We start from the raw sequence: 17,437 nt of genomic DNA, 5'->3' as shown, positions 1-17,437 counted from the left end.
GGCGACGCGACATGGGATCGGGTTCCGCGACCGAGGCACGGCAGGCCGTGGCGGGGGAAAGCGCCCTCACCCTGGTCCCGACCTTCGTCGTCGTGGCCGTGGATGCCACCGGCATGGGGATCATCCTGCCGCTCCTGCCTTTCTATTCGCAGCGCCTCGGCGCCACGCCGTTCCTGATCGGTGCGCTGATCTCGGTCTACGCCGTCTGCCAGCTCATCGCCGGCCCCGTGGTCGGCATCCTCTCGGACCGCTACGGCCGGCGGAAGGTGCTGGTCGTGAGCCAGATCGGAACCCTGGTCGGATTTGTCCTGCTCGCGATGGCCGGCAATCTCGCTCTGGTGTTTCTGGCGCGCATCATCGACGGCCTGACATCCGGCAACATCTCGGTCGCCCATGCCTATGCGGCCGAGCACAGCGCGCCGGCGACGCGCAAGCAGGCGCTCGGCATGACCAGCGGCGCGATCGGAACCGGGCTCCTGCTCGGACCGGCGCTGTCGAGCTTCCTCGTCCATTACGGGCAGACCGCGCCGGTGTGGGCCGCTGCCGCGCTGTCATTGATCAGCATCCTGGCGACGATTGTCCTGCTTCCGCCGGATCATCCGGCTTCCGAGCCGCTCTACCAGCATCGCGTGCCGGAGCCGACGCTGACCCGGAGCCTATTCGGCATGCGCTACGCCTGGCGCCTGCTCGGCCTGCTCATCGTTTTCTTCTTCGTCAACTCGATGTTCCTGTCGCAGATCGGCCTGTTCCTGTCGGCGCGGTTCTCGTGGGACGGCCACCCCTTCGGCGCGCGGGAGCTCGGCTGGATGTTCGCCTATGCCGGCTTCATCAACATGGTGGTCCAGGGGCTGTTGATCACGCGCGCGAACCTGATCGCCTCCGACCGCAGCATCGTCGCGGCGGCGTTCGCCTGCATGGGCCTCGGATTTGCGGGGCTTGCGGCCGGCGCCAATATCAGCCTGCTCGCGGTCTATCTGACGCTGATCATCGTCGGCACCATGTTCGCCCGCAGCACACTGACGGCGGAACTGTCGCGGAGCACCACGATCAACCGCCAGGGCATGATCATGGGCCTCAACCAGTCGCTGATGTCGGGCGCGAACATCAGCGCCCCGCTGGTGAGCGGCGCGCTGATCGGTCATCGGTTGTTCGTCGCCTGGGCGCTCGTCATGGCTGCGATCGCGGTGATCGGCGCGGCGCTGGCCGGTCAGTTGCTCGACGCGCAGCGTTCGCGCTAGCGCCCTCGCCTCAATTCACTTCATAGACATCCGGATCGTAGCTCGAGCTCGGCTTCCTGAAGGCGTTGCGCAGGGCCGGCGACATCGGAACATTGTAATTGAGACCGTTCGGCGGCGTCGGAGATTGCAGCCATTTCCTGTAGAGGACCTCGATCTCCGGACTTGCGTAAAGCTCCGCCGTGGCCCGATCAGCGAGCGCCTGGAACGGCGCATCCTCCCGCCGCAGCATGATCCCATAAGGTTCGGGCTTCGAGAAGGTCTCCTCGCTGATCATGAACAGCGACGGATCCTTCGACCGCGCGATCGCGACCGCAAGCTGGACGTCGTCGAGCGCATAGGCCTGCGCGCGATCCGTCTCGAGCAGCAGGAAGGCCTCGGCCTGGTCCTTGGCCGGCATCACGTTGATGCCGAGATTGCGCGCGGTGTTGATCTTGACCAGTTGCGTCAGGTTGACCGATCCCGCCACCGCCGTGACCGACTTGCCCTTGAGATCGTCGATGGTGTTGATCTTCGCCGCCTTCTTGGCCGCAAACCGCGTCGCGCTCAGAAAATGCGTGTTGGTGAAGGACACCTGCTTCTGGCGATCGGCGCTGTTGGTGGTCGCCGAACAATGCAGGTCGATCGTGCCGTTGACCATCAGCGGAATGCGGTTCGAGGATGTCACCGCCGTGTAGTCGACCGCGATGTCGGGCATACCGAGTTGCGTCTTCACGGCATCCACGATCTTGAGGCAGATATCGAGGGCAAAACCGACCGGCTTCTGGTTGCCGTCCAGATAGCTGAAGGGAACAGACGCCTCCTGATAGCCCAGCGTGATCTTCTTCGTCTCCTTGACCTTCTGGAGCGTGCCCGAGAGGTCTTCGGCCGACGAAGCGCCTGCAAGGCTCGTCAGGGCAAGACTTGTAACGGCCAGAAGGACGGTGGCTGGACGCATCGGCGACTCCTGTGGGTCGTCGACCGCCGCGGCGCGGTCGCGGCAAGTTGATAGCGCAGGGTCGCGACAATCGCCAGACGAGGCTGCGTCTACCAGTTATCGCGCTTTTTGATGTGCCCTGACCGGCGTCAAGGAGGACCTCATGGTCTCCGGCTTCGCGCGCCGGCAGACCTCCTTCTCGGGGAAGCCTGCTCGAACCGGCCTGTCGATCGTCCCGCACAATCCTGTAGTATGGTTGCACACAATTTGACGCTGCCGAACCCCGCCACTTCCGTTACGCTGCCACACGCGACTCCGACACCATGACCGCCCAGCCCGCCTTCGACCTGATCTTCCGCAACGCGCTGTTGCGATCGTCCGCCACCCCCGTCGATATCGGCGTGAGAGGCGGCCGGATCGCCGCTGTCGGGCCACGGCTTGCCTGCGAGGCGGTCGAGATCGACGTCGGCGGCCGGCTGGCGCTGCCCGGCTTCGTCGACACCCACATCCATCTCGACAAGGCGTGCCTGCTCGACCGCTGCGGGCACGAGCACGGTGGTGTTGCCCAGGCGATCCGCGCCGTGGCCGGGATGAAGAAGGATTTTACGATCGAAGACGTCTACGCCCGCGGCGCCCGGGTGCTCGAACGCGCGATCGTGCACGGCACGACGCGCATGCGCACCCATGTCGAGATCGATCCGCGGATCGGCTTGCGCGGCTTCGAGGCCGTCAAGGCGCTCAAGCGCGACTACGCCTGGGCGATCGACCTGTCGCTCTGCGTCTTTCCGCAGGAAGGCCTCACCAACGATCCCGGCAGCGAGGAACTGCTGATCCAGGCGTTGCGCGATGGCGGCGAGACGATCGGCGGCTGTCCCTACACGGACACCGACCCGAATGCGCATCTCGCGCGCATCTTCGACCTAGCGCAGGAGTTCGATGTCGACGTCGATCTCCACCTCGACTTCGATCTCGATCCGTCCTGGTGGCATCTCGACGAAGTCTGCCGGCAGACCGAGCAGCGCAACTATCAGGGGCGTGTCGCCATCGGGCATGCCACGAAGCTGTCGGCGTTGCCGCCGGCGCGCCTGAAGGCGGCCATCACGCAACTCGCGAAGGCCGGCGTCGCCGTCACCGTGCTGCCCGCGACCGACCTCTATCTGATGGGGCGCGAGGCCACCCACGATGCCCCGCGCGGCCTGACCCTCGCCCACAGACTGGTCGACGGCGGCGTACGCTGCTCCGTAGCCACCAACAACGTGCTCAATCCCTTCACGCCCTTTGGCGATGCATCGCTGCTGCGGATGGCGAACTTCTACGCCAATGTCGCGCATGCCTCGGTCGCCGACTTCGGCACCTGCCTCGATCTCGTGACGGAGCTTCCCGCACGGCTGATGAATCTCGCCGACTACGGCGTCGAAGTCGGCAATCCCGCCGATCTCGTCGTGCTGGACACGCAGGACAGCCGCTTCGCGATCGCCGAGCTGCCGGATATCATGATGGGATTCAAGAACGGCCGGCAGACCTTCGAACGCGCGCGCCCCACCCTGTTCAAGCCCCCGAACTGAACACGCTCTCGCGCACAGCGCGCCTGTCCGGCCCTGTGCGACCAGCAATCAACCAACGGAGGAGCCGATGGCCTTCGACAAGATCTTCCTGAACGCGCGTTTCGATGGTGGGACCCGCCACAACATCGCGGTCAGCGACGGCCGCATCGCCGCGATCACCCCCGCCGGCGAGCCGCCCGTCGGCGCCGAGACGATCGACCTCGGCAATGCCCTCGTCGTTCCCGGCTTCGTCGAAGGCCACATCCATCTCGACACCAGCTTCTATGGCGATGCCTGGCGCCCGCACAAGCCGTGCACCAACGGGTTCGATGTGCATGAACGCGTCGCCTTCCAGGCCGAGAACATGGCCGCCGCCGCGCCGATGGATGTGCGTGCGCGCAATCAGCTGGATCTCTGCATCGGCCACGGCAGCACGCAGATGCGCAGCCACGTCATGGTGGACGGCTCGGTCGGCCTGAAGTCGCTCGAGACGATCCTGCGGGTGCGCGAGGAATATCGGGGACTGATCGACATCCAGCTCGTCGCCTTTCCCCAGAGCGGCATCCTGTCGAGCCCGGGCACGCCGCAATTGCTCGACGAAGCCATCGGGCTCGGTGCCGACCTCGTCGGCGGCCTCGATCCCGCGAGCTTCGACCGCGATGTCGAAAAGCACCTCGACGTGGTGTTCGGCGTGGCCGACAAGCATGGCGTCGACGTCGACATCCACCTGCACGACATGGGCTCCCTGGGCGCCTTCGAGATCGAACAGATCGCGGCGCGCACGCGCGCGCTCGGCATGGAAGGCCGCGTGGCGGTGAGCCATGCCTACGGGCTCGGCGACATCACCATGGATCAGCTCAAGCCGATGGCCGACGTGCTGGCCCGCTCCGGCGTCGCGATCATGACGAATGCGCCGGGTGCGCGGCCCTTCCCGCCCATCCTCGCCCTGCGCGATGCCGGCGTCACCGTCTTCAGCGGCAACGACAATATCCGGGACTCCTGGTGGCCCTACGGCGACGGCGACATGCTGCATAGAGCGACAACGCTCGGTTATCGCTCGGGCTTCAACATCGACGAAGAACTGCGCGTCGCATTCGATGTCGTCACCGCGGCCGGTGCAAAGGCGCTGCGCCTCCCGCACTACGGCCTGCGCGTGGGCGCCAAGGCCGACTTCGTGACGCTGAACGCCGAGCATGTTCCGGAGGCCGTCGTCGGCCCGTCGCAGGGACGGTCCGTCTACAAGGAAGGCCGGCTCGTCGCGACGGACGGTAAGATGGTCGGGAAACGCGCCTGACCCTCGACCAGTCTCCGTTCGATGTTACCGCCGATCGTTCAGAACGCCGCAATCCAGTAGAAACCCGGACCGTAGCCGTGCGCGTTGCAAGCCGGGCCGTACGGATCATACTACGTCGCGCACTGACGTCTGCATTCAACGGGCAAGCATGGACATGTTCAGCGCATTCAGCGGCATCGACTATGATTCCATCCGGCCCCGGACGCCCGTCGATGCCGCCATGAAGCGGCTCGACGGCATCGGGCAGGTCCTGTCCGGCCTCGACATCTCCGCGATCAAGACCCAGGACGACATGGCGCGCGCGCTCTGGACGCTCGACGCCGCCAACAAATGCATTCGCGCGGTGCTGGCGGAGTTCCGCACGCAGCCGGCCACCGAGCAACTCGTCCGCAAGTCCAGAAACCTGATGGACCTGATCGAACGCGCCCGCGACGAGGTCACGAGCTATCCCGGCCGGACATTGAGTTGAACCGGGCTATTTCCGGCGATTGACCTTCGCCAGGATACGGTCCGCCTCCACGCGCCAGTCGGCGCTGCGGGCAAACTCCTTCGTTCCCTTGGTGCCGAACAAACCCTCGTCCGCAAGATCGGCCATCCACGCCTGCCGCTCGGCGGTGCCTTGCGCGGACCATGGCGTCAGCCCGGCCTCGCGCACGGTCTCGGCAACCTCCTGCACCTCCTCGGCACGGCGGCGGCCATGCTCGATGACGCGCTGGAAGAAATAGGCGCCCTGTTTTTCCCAGTTGATCTGCGGGAACGTCTCCGCAAGCGAGGCCAGCACCGCATCCTCGACGCCGTAGGCGCGCGCAGTGGTGAAGCTCTCGATGACCATGGCTTCGAGGCCCTTGATCATGATGCTGCGGCACATCTTCACCGCCGAGGACACACCGAGCTTGTCGCTCGCGACCTTCGCCGCGAAGCCGATCGCGTTCAGCAGCGGTTCCAGCTCCTTCGCGCCCGGGCCGCCGAGCAGCAGCGGCACCTTGATGCGGTAGGGTGGAACCGACGTCATCACCGCGCCCTCGACATAGCGGCCGCCCGCACGGTCGATCAGCGCAGCCGCGCGCTGCTTGGCGCCGGGAGACGCCGAATTGAAATCCAGGAACCAGGTGCCCTGGTTGACCGCGGCGGCGCAGGCCTCTGCCACCGGCACGGCCTGGCTCGCCGTGACGGCGGAGACGATGAAATCGGACTTCGCGGTCAGCTCCGCATGCGAAGCGGCGAGTGCGACGCCGAACGTCGCCGCGTGCTCCTTCAGGGCAGCGCCCTGCTCGCCGTCGAGCTTGATGTCATAGGCGGCGACCCTGATCTCCTGCTGGCGCAGGTCCTCAGCCAGGATCCGGCCGACCTCGCCATAGCCCACCAGCCCGATCTGCCATCGCCTCGGATCCGACATCAGTTCAGTCCTCGTGTCGTCTCGTCGAAGAGTTCCTCGACAGCATAGCGGCGCGGAATCAGCGCCTGCTGGAACGCATAGTCGACGATCAGTTCCAGCGGTTTCCGGTTCGCCTCGATTCCGAACGGAACGAGGTCGGGCGTCGCCGCGGGACCGGCCTGCGCCTTGCTCCGCTTGAGCAGATCATAGACGCCCGCGACGACGTCCGGATGCGCCTTCGCGAGTTTTTCCGTCACGACCACGAGATGGTTGACGGGAACGACGCCGCGGTGCGCATACCATTTGTCGGCTTCCGCGGCGGGATCGGCGAACAGCGGCTTCAGCCGCGCGTCGTTCGAGGTCTCGCCGAGGACGGCATCGAGCTCACCGTCGAGCAGCATCTGAAGGATCTTCTTGTCCTTCGGCGCACGCTCCGTGGTGTCGACATATTCGGCGACATGAGGATCCTCGAACGTCACCCAGCGGATCCTGTCGAGATTGACGCCGTAATCGTTGGCGAGAATGCCCCGGATCCAGGCCCCCGTCGTCGTCGTGAACGAGCGGATGCCGACACGCTTGCCTTCGAGATCGGACGGCCCGAGCGTACCCCGCTCGGGATTGTACAGTGCATAGCCGTGCTGGAAACGGCCGAGCATGGTCGCCGGCAGCAGCACCAGCGGCTTGCCGTGCGCCCTCGCCATCAGATAGGTGACGATGGCCATCTCGCAGACGTCGAAGGCCTGCTCGCGTACCATCGGCTTGAACGCCGTGTTGGTCGGCGTGTACTCGATGAAGTCGAGATCGAAGCGGTCGGAGCGGATATCTCCGCTCTTCACCGCCTGGACATGAGGGTGACTGCCGAGCACAGTCCGCAACTTGACACGATCCATCCGTCCGCTCCGCTTCTCTTCCTTCGCCGTTCAGACGTCTTCGGGATTGTCGACGTAGACGAGCCCGGCCTTCGCCAGCGCCTCGCGCATGTTGTACATGTCGAGGCCGAGTTCGCCCGACGCCAGCCGCTTGCGCTTGCCGCCCTCGTCCGCGTTCCGCTTCTTCGCCTTCTCGGCGACCTCGGCGGCGTAACGCTTCGGGACCACGACGACGCCGTCATCGTCAGCCACGACGATATCGCCGGGATCGACGTTGACGCCGGCGCAGACTACGGGAACGTTGACCGAGCCGAGCGTGGCCTTCACCGTCCCCTTGGCGGAAACCGCGCGCGACCACACCGGAAACTTCATCTCGTGCAACGCTTTGACGTCGCGGCAACCGGCATCGATGATCAATCCCTGCACGCCACGCGCCTGCAGCGAGGTCGCGAGCAGCTCGCCGAACATCCCGTCGGTATTGTCCGTGGTGCAGCCGACGACGAGAATGTCGCCCTTCTTGCACTGCTCGACGGCGACATGGATCATCCAGTTGTCGCCGGGCTGCGCCAGCACGGTGACGGCGGGACCGGCGATCGCCGCGCCCGGCCAGGCGGGCCGCAAGTAGGGCTTCATCAGGCCGACGCGGCCATAGGCCTCGTGCACGGTGGAGACGCCATACTCCGCCATCCCGGCGGGATCGGCGCGCTTGATGTTGCGGACGACGACCGGCTTCATGCCAACACCTCTTCGACAGTCGGGAACAGGCGCTGATACGCCTCGCCATAGGTCATGGGCACGCCGGTGTTGCGACTGCCCTGGATGCCGCGGTTTAGCGCGACGCGCTCGTAATAGCCCCAGAGGTGCTTCTGCGCGGCGAGGATCTGGAACGCCTCGTACTTCTCCTTCCAGACCTCGTCGATCTTCAGGATCAGGTTCGGCTTGTAATTGCACTGCTCCGGCTGGTGCGGCTCGAACAGGAACACCGGCGGCGCGGAATATTTGTACTGGGCGCCGGGCTTGTGGCCCATCGCCTGCGCGACCACGCGGGTCTCCTGGGCGAAATGTGCCGCATTCGGATGGTCGAAATTATAGGGGTCTTCCAGAGCGTGGGTCAGCACGAAGCTCGGATTGAGCTCGCGGTAGATGTCGACCATGCGGTCGAAATGGGCCTCGGTGAGCTTCAGCGGGTAGTCGCCGCAATCAAAGAACTCGATCTCGGCGCCGAGCAGCTTGGCCGCGCGCTCGGCCTCGTCCTTGCGGCCGGCCTTCACCGACTCCAGTGTGGCGCCCTTTTCCTTCCAGGCGAACTGGCTCTCGCCCCGCTCGCCGAAGGACATGCACACGATCTTCATGCGGTAGCCCTTTTTGGCATGAAGCGCGATGGCGCCGCCGGCGCGCCAGACGAAATCGCCCGGATGGGCGGTAATCACGAGACCTGTCTTCATGGGATCAATTCCCCTCTTTCGTTCGTCAGCATCATAAGCTGCCCGCCTCATGCAGGCAGCAGGTTCGTTCAAGTCGCAGCCACCGGCTCCTCGCCGTCAAGTACACGTCGCAGGCGTTCGTGATCGAGCGCGCCCTCCCATTTCGCAATCGCGATCGTCGCGACCGCGTTCCCGATCAGATTGGTCGGGGTCAGCCCCTGCGACATCAGGCGATGAATGCCGAGCACCAGCGCGACGCTCGTGACCGGAATGGTGCCGGTCGCCGACAGCGTCGCCGCCAGCACGACGAAGGCGGCGCCCGCGATCCCCGCCGCGCCCTTCGAGGTCACGAGCAGGATCAGCAGCAGCTCGATCTGTTCGGCAAGGCCGAACGGCGTATTGGTCGCCTGCGCCAGGAACACCGCCGCAGCGGCGAGGTAGAGGCAGGTGCCGTCGAGATTGAAGGAGTACCCGGTCGGGATCACGAGGCCGACCACGCTGCGCTCGCAACCCGCCCTCTCCAGCTTGGTCAGCATGCGCGGCAACACCGTCTCGGACGACGTCGTGGCGATGCAGATCAGCAGCTCTTCCCAGATGTAGCGGATCAGCTTGACGAGCGAGAAGCCGCACAGGCGGGCCACGGGACCGAGCGCGACGATGATGAAGATCACGCAGGTGAGATAGAAGCCGCCGAGCAGCTTGCCGAGCGACGCCAGCGAGCCCACGCCGAACTTGCCGACCGTGAACGCAATGGCCCCGAACGCGCCGATCGGCGCCGCCCACATCACGAAGCCGACGACGGTGAACACCATGCTGGCGGCGATGTCGATCAGATCGACCAGCGGCGCCGCGCGCTCTCCGAGCTGCACCAGCGCAAAGCCGGAGAGCACCGAGATGAACAGCACCTGAAGGATGTTGCCCTCGGCAAAGGCGCCGATGAACGTCGAGGGAACGATGTTCATCAGGAAGGGCACGAAACCGATCGCGCCGGTCTGCTTGACATAGGGCTCGACCGCACTGGCGTTGATGCTGGCAGGATCGATGTTCATGCCCGCGCCGGGCTTGAGCACATTCACCGCGACGAGGCCGATGATCAGGGCGATCGTGGTCATGACCTCGAAATAGACGATCGCCTTGACCGCGACGCGACCGACGCGCGCCATGTCGGCCATATGGGCGATGCCGTGAACGACGGTGCAGAAGATGATCGGAGCGATCAACATCCGGATCGCCTTGATGAAGGCATCGCCGAGCGGCTGCATCTTGGCGCCGGCCTCGGGGTTGACGATCCCGAGCACGATGCCGGCCGCCATGGCGACGAGCACCTGGATCCAGAGCTCCTTCCACCAGGCGCGGCCGCGCGGCTTGTCGATCGCGAGCGCCGTCATGTGTCGAACCCGAACAGGCGCGCGGGGTTGTCGACGAGGATCTTCTGCTGGAATTCCGCTTCGGGCGCGAACAGCGGAATGAGGTCGACGAGGTCGCCGTCGTTCGGCATGGCCTTGACGTTGGGATGTGGCCAGTCCGTGCCCCAGATGACGCGGTCGACCGCCGTCTCCACGATCCTGCGCGCGAAGGGCACCGCGTCGGTGAAGGGCGGACCGCCGGAGGACACCCGCTCCGAACCGCAGATCTTGACCCAGCACTTCTCGTCGCGCTGCATCAGCTCGAGCAGGATCCTGAATGGAAGCTGGTCCAGCCCCTCGGATGCCTTCACCCGCCCCATGTGGTCGATCGTGTAGTTCAGCGGCAGTCTCGCGAGCATATCGGCATAGTCCGGCAGGTCGATCGCATCGAAATGCAGGTCGATGTGCCAGCCGAGCGGCGCGACCATCGCGATGACGCGATTGAACACGCTCTTGTCGGGAACGCCGCCGAGATGACGGACGAAATTGAAGCGGCAGCCGCGGAAGCCGCCCTCGTGCAGCACGCGCAAGTCCCGCTCGGTGATGGTGTCGTCGATGTTGGCGACCGCGCGATAGGCCCCATTGCTCTGCGCGATGGCATCGAGCGCGACCGTATTGTCGATGCCGTGCACGCTGGCATTGACGATGACGGCGCGCTCCACCCCGAGCTTGGCATGCAGCGCGCGGAAATCCTCGAGCGGCGCATCCGGCGGGGTATAGGAGCGGTCCGGCGCGTAAGGATATTTCGAGCCGGGCCCGAAGATATGGCAATGCGCATCGCAGGACAGTTTCGGCAGCTTGAATTTCGGCGTGCGCGTGTCCGGGTCCGGCGGCGGAATGGTCGGTGTGTACGTCATCGTCATCAGCCGAACCTGAACAGCCGCGCCGGATTGTCGACCAGCAGCTTCTGCCGGACCGCCGGGTCGGGCGCATAGAGAGGGATCAGGTCGACGATCTCGCCGTCATTCGGCATGACCCTGACGTTGGGATGCGGCCAATCAGTGCCCCAGATGACGCGATCCGGCGCGTTGTCGATCAACGCCTTCGCGAACGGCACGGCGTCGTGGAAGGGTTTGCCGGCGGCGGAGGCGCGCTCGAGGCCGGTGATCTTCACCCAGCACTTCTCGTCCTTCTTCTGCAGGTCGAGCAAGGCGGTAAAGCCGGGATCGTCGAGCCCCTTCCCCGCCTGCGCCGTTCCCATGTGATCGATCACATACGGCGTCGGCAGCGCGGTGAGGATCGGCGCGAATTCGGCGATCGTCCCCGGCTCGAAATAGACGTCGACATGCCAGCCGAGTTCGGCGACCTGGTGCACGATGCGCTGGAACTTGGCCATGTCGCCGACGCCGCCGAGGCGTTTGAGGAAGGCGAAGCGGCAGCCGCGGATGCCGCCCTTGTCGAGCGCCGCCAGCTCCTGCTCGGTCATCTCGTCGCTGACGTTGGCGATGCCCTTGTAGGCGCCCTCGCTCTGCGCGATGGCATCGACGACGACGCGGTTGTCGGTGCCGTGCACGGTGGCGTTCACGATCACGCAGCGCTCGACGCCGATCTTCTCGTGCAGCGTACGAAACGCCTCCAGCGGCGCGTCGGCGGTGTTGTAGGGCCGGTTCGAGGCGAAGGGATAGCGTGAGGCCGGCCCGAAGATGTGGGTGTGGCTGTCGCAGGATTTCGCCGGCAGCTTGAAGGACGGCACTTTCGGATTCGGGTCCGGCGGCGCGATTGTCGGCATCGCCTTCGGCTCGGCGCCTTGCGCGCGTGCTTCGCTCGCGAACGACGCGCCCGCCAATCCGGTCAAGAGATGCAAGCACTCCCGCCTGTTCATGTCTTCAACACCCAGTCAAATGGTCCGCTTGCGAGAGGAAACGCGAGGCCGCGCCTTCTCCCGGACGGTTTCTTTCAAGTCTTGCTTGCAACGGCCCGCCGCCGTACCGGCGCGGTCTGGTCGAGCGCCGGCGCCTGGAACGCGGCGACGGTGGCCTGCACCAGTTGCTCGATGGCGGCGGCGGCATCGCTGCCGTCGGCCTCTCCGCGCGACAGGCGCGCGACGCGCTCCGGTGTCACCAGCGAGTAATAGAGCGCGCCGAGCAGGAAGTGGCTGCGCCAGACGATGTCGGTGCGCGGAATGTGCGGCAGGCTCTCGTGCACGGCGTCGATGAAGGCGTGGCTGGTGTCGTCGAAGGTCTGCGCGATGATGCGGCGCGCCACTTCGTTGCCTTCGGCCGACATCACCGCGCGCAGACGCGTGAAGCGCGCTCCGCCACCGGCGAGATCGCTGCCCGAGGTGAAGGCCGGCACCACATACGCCCGCACGACCGCTTCCAGCCGATCCTGCAGATCGCGCACGCGCCTTGCGGCCGCGAGCAGTTCGGAGCGGCGCAGATTCATCGGTCCGCAATGGCGCCGATAGATCTCCAGCAGCAGGCCGTCCTTGGTCTTGAAATGATAGGTCACGCTGCCGGGATTGGCGCCCGCGGCCTGCGCGATGTCGCGCACCGAGACGGCATTGAAGCCGTTGGTCGCGAACAGCTCCTCGGCCGCCGCGAGGATCGCCTCGCGCATGTTCGGCTTGCGGGCCGTTTCCTTGCTGGTGGGCTTGCGTACCATGTGATTTGTACTATCGTACAAAAGATCAGGTCTCGTCAACAAAAACGATGGGCAACGTCCGAGTCCCGCAGAGGGACCGCCGCAGGACGCGAATGCCGTTCAGGAGTGCTGGACATGCTGGGTTTGAACAAGATCGGCCGCCTGTTGCTGGGGGCCGGCCTGCTGCTGATGGGGAACGTCGCGCGCGCCGAGACCTATCCGAGCAAGCCGGTCCACATTCTCGTGCCTTATGCCGCCGGCGGCGCGGTCGACGTGCTCGCGCGGACGCTCGGTCAGGCACTGGCGAAAACCTGGGGCCAGCAGCCCGTGATCGACAACCGTCCCGGCGCCGGCGGCATCGTCGCCTCGCAGGCACTGACGCAGGCCGCGCCCGACGGCTACACGCTGATCCTGGTCGCGAGCGGTCATCCGCTCAACCAGTTCATCTATCCGAGCGTGCCCTACGACACGTTCAAGGATTTCACCGCGATATCGGAAGTGGCCTCCTCCCCGCTCGCGATCGTGGTCGCGAAGGACAGCCCCTACAAGACGCTCGGCGACCTCCTGGCGGCGGCGAAGAAGGATCCGGACAAGCTCTCCTACGGCATGTCCGGCAACGGGACCTCGGCGCACCTTGCCGGCGAATTGTTGAAATACATGTCCGGCACCAGGATCGTCGCGATCCCCTACAAGGGCGGCGCGCCTGCCCTCACCGCCGTGATCGCCGGCGAAATCCCGCTCAGCATCAACCCGCTTGCAGAAGCGATCGGCCAGCTCGATGGCGGCCCGGTGCGTGCGCTTGCCGTGACCTCGGCCGAGCGGTCCAGGGCGCTGCCGAACGTCCCGACCGTCGCCGAGTCCGGCGTAGCCGGCTACGATGTCTCGGTCTGGTGGGGCGTCCTCGGCCCGGCAAAGATGCCGCCGGAGATCGTGGCCAAGCTCGAAACCGATTTGAAGGCGGCGCTGCAGGATCCGAACGTGCTGTCGACGCTCGGCAAGATCGGCGCCGCGCCGGTCGGCTCATCGTCGAAGGAATTCGACGCCTACATGCATGCCGAGGCGGCCAAATGGGAGCCCGTCCTCAAGGCCGCCGACATCCGCGCGCAGTGAGGCGGGCTCTGCCCGCCGGTTTCAATGCGTCGGCTGCCCCGCGGCCTGCCAGACGATTTTCGGCGGATCGCGGAAGGCGAAGCGAACGAGATGACGCTCCACGATACCCTCGACCTGCGTGAGGAGATCCGCGTTCTCGGCCTCCGCCTTCAGCGTCAGCGTTTCGCCCGCGGCCTCGAGCCTGCACGTCCCGACCGTGAAGGGGATCGTGCCTCGCTCAGGCGTGAACTCGACCGGCAGCTTGTGCGCAAAATGCTTGCAGAGCTGCTGGAGATAGATGCTGGCGCGGTCGGTGGTGATCTCTGCCACGGAATGATTCATGCGGGATGCCTGTTCGGACCAATTGCAGGCGATGCCTGCCCTGCCCCGTCCCATAGATGGCCCGTCATTCTCGGGCAAGCCGTCCGCGGCTAACGATGCCGTGAGACGCCGGCCGCAGGCGCGCGTCAGTTGCGCGCACTCGCCCGCATCGCGTCCCGCGGGCTCGAGCGATTCAGGAATTCGGTGTCGTCGCCCCCTCCCTGCGGGATCAGGATCGCGCGCTCGCGCGGCAGCGCTTCCGGCATCTCGTCGCGGATGAAGGCAATGAGCTTCTCCCGCATCTCGCAGCGCAGGTCCCAGGATTGCGGCGCGTTCCTGGCACTGACCAGCGCGCGGAGCTCGATGGTGCGAGAATCCGCGTCGATGACCTGGAGATTGACCACCGCGCCATCCCAAAGCTTGCTTTCCTTCACCGCGCCCTCCAGCCAGCGCCGGATGCGCGGCACGTCGGCGCGATAGTCGACATGGAGCGCGATGACGCCGATGAGGGACGCGGTGTCGCGGGTCCAGTTCTGGAACGGCTTTTCGATGAAGTAGGACAGCGGCACCACCATGCGGCGCCAATCCCACAGCCGGATCACCACATACGTCGCCGCGATGTCCTCAACCCAGCCCCATTCATTCTCGATGATGACGGCATCCTCGATGCGGATCGGCTGGGTGATCGCGATCTGCAGGCCCGCGATCAAATTGCTCAGCAGCGGCCGCGCGGCGAGACCGACGATGATACCGGCCGCACCGGCCGAGGCGAACAGGCTGACGCCGTATTGCCTGACCGAGTCGAACGTCATGAGCGCGGTCGAGACGGTGATGATGACGATGATGATGTCGGTCACGCGCTTGAACACGCGCACCTGGGTGACATGCTTGCGCGCGACGAAATTCTCGGTGACGTCACGGAAATTCTGCAGGTATCGCGCCGCGCTCATGTCGACGATCCGGATCGAGATCCACCCGATCAGCGCGATGAAGGCGACCACGAACAGGCTCGTCAACGGCGTGCGGAACGCATCGTCCAGCGGCGCGAGCGGCAGAACCAGCGCGACGGCGGCAAGGCACAGCGCGAGCTGGGTCGGACCGGATGTCCGCTCGATGAACACGGTCATGAGAGGAAGACGGGTTCCGAACGCGCGATTGAGCAGCCACACTGCAAGCCGGTAAATCGACAGGGCAATCAGCATCGCGCCGACGACGAGGCAAAGGCCGACGAACCATGACGGTATCCAGCCGAACATCCGGTCGATCTCGGCCATCAGTGAATGCCGGTTCATGGGGGTCCCGCGCTTCCAGTTGCGTCGGCTCAACGCATTCCCGCAGGCTTGGCTCCCCCGCACCACGCAATGCAGCATTCCACTGGTGCAACCGTCATGGGACTGCGCTAATTTGGGACAGTCATGACTCGACGTACCGGCAGCGCCGATCTTCCTCTCCACAGCGGACGGGTTCCGCCGTGGCTCGCGACCCGCATGGCTTCGCTCGGCGCGATCGTGACGCAGGCGATCGTGCATCATTACGGCCGCGACGCATTCCTCCAGCGCCTGTCGCATCCGTTCTGGTTCCAGTCGTTCGGCGCCGTGATGGGAATGGACTGGCACTCCTCGGGCATCACGACATCCGTGATCGGCGCGCTGAAGCGCGGTCTCGGCCCGCTGCAGGACGAGCTCGGCATCTATGTCTGCGGCGGACGCGGGCAGCATTCGCGCAAGACGCCGGACGAGCTGCTGCAGCTCGGCGATCGCGTCGGCTTCGACGGCGCGCAGCTCACGCGCGCCAGCCGCCTGGTGGCCAAGGTCGACAGCGCCGCCGTGCAGGACGGCTTCGACCTCTACCTGCACGGTTTCTTCGTCACCGCCGACGGCAAATGGACGGTGGTGCAGCAGGGCATGAACGGCGACAAGCGCCAGGCACGCCGCTATCACTGGCATTCAGAGGCTTTGAAGAGCTTTGTCGACGCGCCGCACAGCGCAATCGACGGCCCGCAGCAGGGTGAGGTCGTCAATCTCACGGATCATCGCGCCGACGTTTCGCGTGCCGCGCAGCTCGAGCTGCTCACCGATCTCGGCCCCGACCGCATCCTCGGCGAATTCGAACGGCTCACCGGCACGGCGCCTGAGCCGGCGCAGGGCATGCTGCCGCATCTGATCATGCCAGCGTACCACGACGTGCGGCCGAAGGACGTGTTCGCGCGCCGCCTGCACGGCACACTGCTGGCCGCGGCCGAACGCGGCCCGGTCGATTTTCCCGAATTGCTGCTGACGCCCGGCGTCGGCGCGCGCACGGTGCGTTCGCTCGCGATGGTCGCCGAAATCGTGCACGGCGCACCCTACCGCTTCACCGATCCGGCACGCTTTTCGCTCGCCCATGGCGGCAAGGACCGGCATCCCTACCCAGTCCCGATCAAGGTCTATGACGAGACCATCCGCGTGCTGAAGGGGGCGATCCAGAACGCGAAGCTCGGTCGCGAGGAAGAGGTGCAGGCCATCAAGCGCCTCGACGACCAGGCCCGCCGGCTTGAGCGCAACGCGCGCGGCCCGTCGGTCGAGACCTACATTGCCGGAGAGCGCGCGGCATCGCCCGATCTCGACGGCCGATCCGTGTTCGGCTGGGAGCGCGATCTCGTCGCTGGAAGCAAGTCCCTTAGCCGGCGCGACGATGTCAGAAGCCTCGACCGTGAAGAAGTCGGTCAAAGGGACGCGGCTTCCGCCGTTAAGGTTTCTCGGTGAGGTTAATTAGGCGGTTGAATTGCAGTGGATGCCGTCTGTCTCTACGGTCCCACCGCCGCACCAATATTGCTCAAACGCGCAGAGAATCATGCCCCGTTTCCTACCTCGGACACTAAGACTGCCGGTGCTGTCCCTTGCGCTTCTTCTATCCAATGGGGCCCTCGCCGATCCGCTGTCGATGGACTTCACCTTTCGAGGCACGAAGGGTTGTCTCACGCTGTTTTCGAATCCGGAGATACGACTGAAACAATTGCCTGCCGGCGCAAAACTCGTGCTCCTCACACTGCAGGGTCCGAACCACCGGGATATGGGAGGGCAAGAGATCACGTTGCCGTCGGACGGGGTCATTCCCGCGGAGGCGATTCGAACGTTCGCTCCGTGCAACCCCGGGCTCTACACTTACAAGGCGGTCGTCAAAGCGAAGGATGGCGCGGCAATCGGAACAGCCGAGGCTGAGCGTCCCTTCCCGTCCGAGTAGATTTCGCTTTCGTGCGAAGCATCTGCGGAAAGCTCCGCCGCTTCGGCCAGGCAATGCCGACCACGATGTGGACGGCGTTGAGAGGTCCGCGCGCGCCCCAGCTCGCCCTCAGCATGTTGTCGGCGATCGTCCCGACATAGGCCGGCATCCACCAGCGCA

At 65.5% G+C, this 17,437-nt stretch carries 18 protein-coding genes; 7 read left to right on the top strand and 11 right to left on the bottom strand.

Features of this window, described 5'->3' with window-relative positions; translation table 11 throughout:
• The first annotated feature begins 11 nt into the window (after positions 1-11).
• A complete protein-coding gene (locus tag QM712_RS12655) occupies positions 12-1,238 on the top strand; it encodes an MFS transporter (protein WP_415023434.1) in 1,227 nt (408 codons plus the stop codon).
• Between the two features lie 10 nt (positions 1,239-1,248).
• Here the strand turns inward: QM712_RS12655 and QM712_RS12650 are convergent, their stop codons facing one another.
• Positions 1,249-2,172 carry an amino acid ABC transporter substrate-binding protein gene (locus QM712_RS12650; RefSeq protein WP_415023433.1) on the bottom strand — a complete coding sequence of 308 codons (924 nt, stop codon included), beginning with the start codon at positions 2,170-2,172 and terminating at the stop codon, positions 1,249-1,251.
• Between the two features lie 302 nt (positions 2,173-2,474).
• Here QM712_RS12650 and QM712_RS12645 point away from each other — a divergent pair, with 302 nt between their 5' ends.
• The 3 genes from QM712_RS12645 to QM712_RS12635 all read left to right on the top strand — a co-directional run bounded on the left by QM712_RS12645 (position 2,475) and on the right by QM712_RS12635 (position 5,458).
• A complete protein-coding gene (locus QM712_RS12645; RefSeq protein ID WP_415023432.1) occupies positions 2,475-3,716 on the top strand; it encodes an amidohydrolase family protein in 1,242 nt (413 codons plus the stop codon).
• A 67-nt stretch (positions 3,717-3,783) separates the two neighbouring features.
• The gene (locus QM712_RS12640; protein WP_415023431.1) at positions 3,784-4,989 is read left to right on the top strand and encodes an amidohydrolase family protein; all 1,206 of its coding nucleotides are present in this window, start codon (positions 3,784-3,786) and stop codon (positions 4,987-4,989) included.
• A gap of 154 nt (positions 4,990-5,143) precedes the next feature.
• Positions 5,144-5,458 (top strand): hypothetical protein, encoded by a 315-nt coding sequence (locus QM712_RS12635; protein WP_415023430.1) that lies wholly within the window; start codon positions 5,144-5,146, stop codon positions 5,456-5,458.
• Positions 5,459-5,464: 6 nt separating this feature from the next.
• Here QM712_RS12635 and QM712_RS12630 read toward each other — a convergent pair whose 3' ends face one another.
• The 8 genes from QM712_RS12630 to QM712_RS12595 all read right to left on the bottom strand — a co-directional run bounded on the left by QM712_RS12630 (position 5,465) and on the right by QM712_RS12595 (position 12,667).
• The gene (locus QM712_RS12630) at positions 5,465-6,388 is read right to left on the bottom strand and encodes a DUF1932 domain-containing protein (RefSeq protein ID WP_415023493.1); all 924 of its coding nucleotides are present in this window, start codon (positions 6,386-6,388) and stop codon (positions 5,465-5,467) included.
• Positions 6,385-7,254, bottom strand: coding sequence for a hypothetical protein (locus QM712_RS12625; RefSeq protein ID WP_415023429.1), 870 nt, complete (start codon positions 7,252-7,254; stop codon positions 6,385-6,387). Before QM712_RS12625 ends, QM712_RS12630 begins: the two co-directional genes overlap by 4 nt.
• A gap of 30 nt (positions 7,255-7,284) precedes the next feature.
• On the bottom strand, positions 7,285-7,968 hold the full coding sequence (locus tag QM712_RS12620) for a 4-carboxy-4-hydroxy-2-oxoadipate aldolase/oxaloacetate decarboxylase (protein WP_415023428.1): 684 nt from the start codon (positions 7,966-7,968) through the stop codon (positions 7,285-7,287).
• The gene (locus tag QM712_RS12615) at positions 7,965-8,678 is read right to left on the bottom strand and encodes a PIG-L deacetylase family protein (RefSeq protein WP_415023427.1); all 714 of its coding nucleotides are present in this window, start codon (positions 8,676-8,678) and stop codon (positions 7,965-7,967) included. Before QM712_RS12615 ends, QM712_RS12620 begins: the two co-directional genes overlap by 4 nt.
• 68 nt (positions 8,679-8,746) lie before the next feature.
• Positions 8,747-10,045 carry a C4-dicarboxylate transporter DctA gene (gene dctA, locus QM712_RS12610; protein WP_415023426.1) on the bottom strand — a complete coding sequence of 433 codons (1,299 nt, stop codon included), beginning with the start codon at positions 10,043-10,045 and terminating at the stop codon, positions 8,747-8,749.
• Positions 10,042-10,926: an amidohydrolase family protein gene (locus tag QM712_RS12605; RefSeq protein ID WP_415023425.1), complete on the bottom strand. Its 885-nt coding sequence runs from the start codon at positions 10,924-10,926 to the stop codon at positions 10,042-10,044. The genes dctA and QM712_RS12605 overlap by 4 nt, the downstream gene beginning before the upstream one ends.
• Positions 10,926-11,885, bottom strand: a complete 960-nt coding sequence (locus tag QM712_RS12600) for an amidohydrolase family protein (RefSeq protein ID WP_415023424.1) — start codon at positions 11,883-11,885, stop codon at positions 10,926-10,928. Before QM712_RS12600 ends, QM712_RS12605 begins: the two co-directional genes overlap by 1 nt.
• 74 nt (positions 11,886-11,959) lie before the next feature.
• A complete protein-coding gene (locus tag QM712_RS12595; RefSeq protein ID WP_415023423.1) occupies positions 11,960-12,667 on the bottom strand; it encodes a TetR/AcrR family transcriptional regulator in 708 nt (235 codons plus the stop codon).
• A 114-nt stretch (positions 12,668-12,781) separates the two neighbouring features.
• Between QM712_RS12595 and QM712_RS12590 the strand changes: the two genes are divergently transcribed.
• Positions 12,782-13,756, top strand: coding sequence for a tripartite tricarboxylate transporter substrate binding protein (locus tag QM712_RS12590; RefSeq protein WP_415023422.1), 975 nt, complete (start codon positions 12,782-12,784; stop codon positions 13,754-13,756).
• A 21-nt stretch (positions 13,757-13,777) separates the two neighbouring features.
• On the opposite strand, the gene QM712_RS12585 is transcribed toward QM712_RS12590, so the two are convergent.
• Both QM712_RS12585 and QM712_RS12580 read right to left on the bottom strand, forming a co-directional pair.
• Positions 13,778-14,077, bottom strand: a complete 300-nt coding sequence (locus tag QM712_RS12585) for a DUF2218 domain-containing protein (protein ID WP_415023421.1) — start codon at positions 14,075-14,077, stop codon at positions 13,778-13,780.
• A 125-nt stretch (positions 14,078-14,202) separates the two neighbouring features.
• Positions 14,203-15,348 carry a mechanosensitive ion channel family protein gene (locus tag QM712_RS12580; protein WP_415023420.1) on the bottom strand — a complete coding sequence of 382 codons (1,146 nt, stop codon included), beginning with the start codon at positions 15,346-15,348 and terminating at the stop codon, positions 14,203-14,205.
• Positions 15,349-15,471: 123 nt separating this feature from the next.
• On the opposite strand from QM712_RS12580, the gene QM712_RS12575 reads away from it, so the two are divergent.
• Both QM712_RS12575 and QM712_RS12570 read left to right on the top strand, forming a co-directional pair.
• Positions 15,472-16,800: a DUF763 domain-containing protein gene (locus QM712_RS12575; RefSeq protein ID WP_415023419.1), complete on the top strand. Its 1,329-nt coding sequence runs from the start codon at positions 15,472-15,474 to the stop codon at positions 16,798-16,800.
• A 124-nt stretch (positions 16,801-16,924) separates the two neighbouring features.
• Positions 16,925-17,278 carry a hypothetical protein gene (locus QM712_RS12570; protein WP_415023418.1) on the top strand — a complete coding sequence of 118 codons (354 nt, stop codon included), beginning with the start codon at positions 16,925-16,927 and terminating at the stop codon, positions 17,276-17,278.
• Positions 17,279-17,437: the final 159 nt, after the last annotated feature.

This window comes from Bradyrhizobium sp., assembly GCF_047605465.1.
Taxonomy (GTDB): Bacteria; Pseudomonadota; Alphaproteobacteria; order Rhizobiales; family Xanthobacteraceae; genus Bradyrhizobium.
The sequence above is the reverse complement of the archived record's forward strand: the minus strand, read 5'-3'. Positions and strand labels throughout refer to the sequence as shown.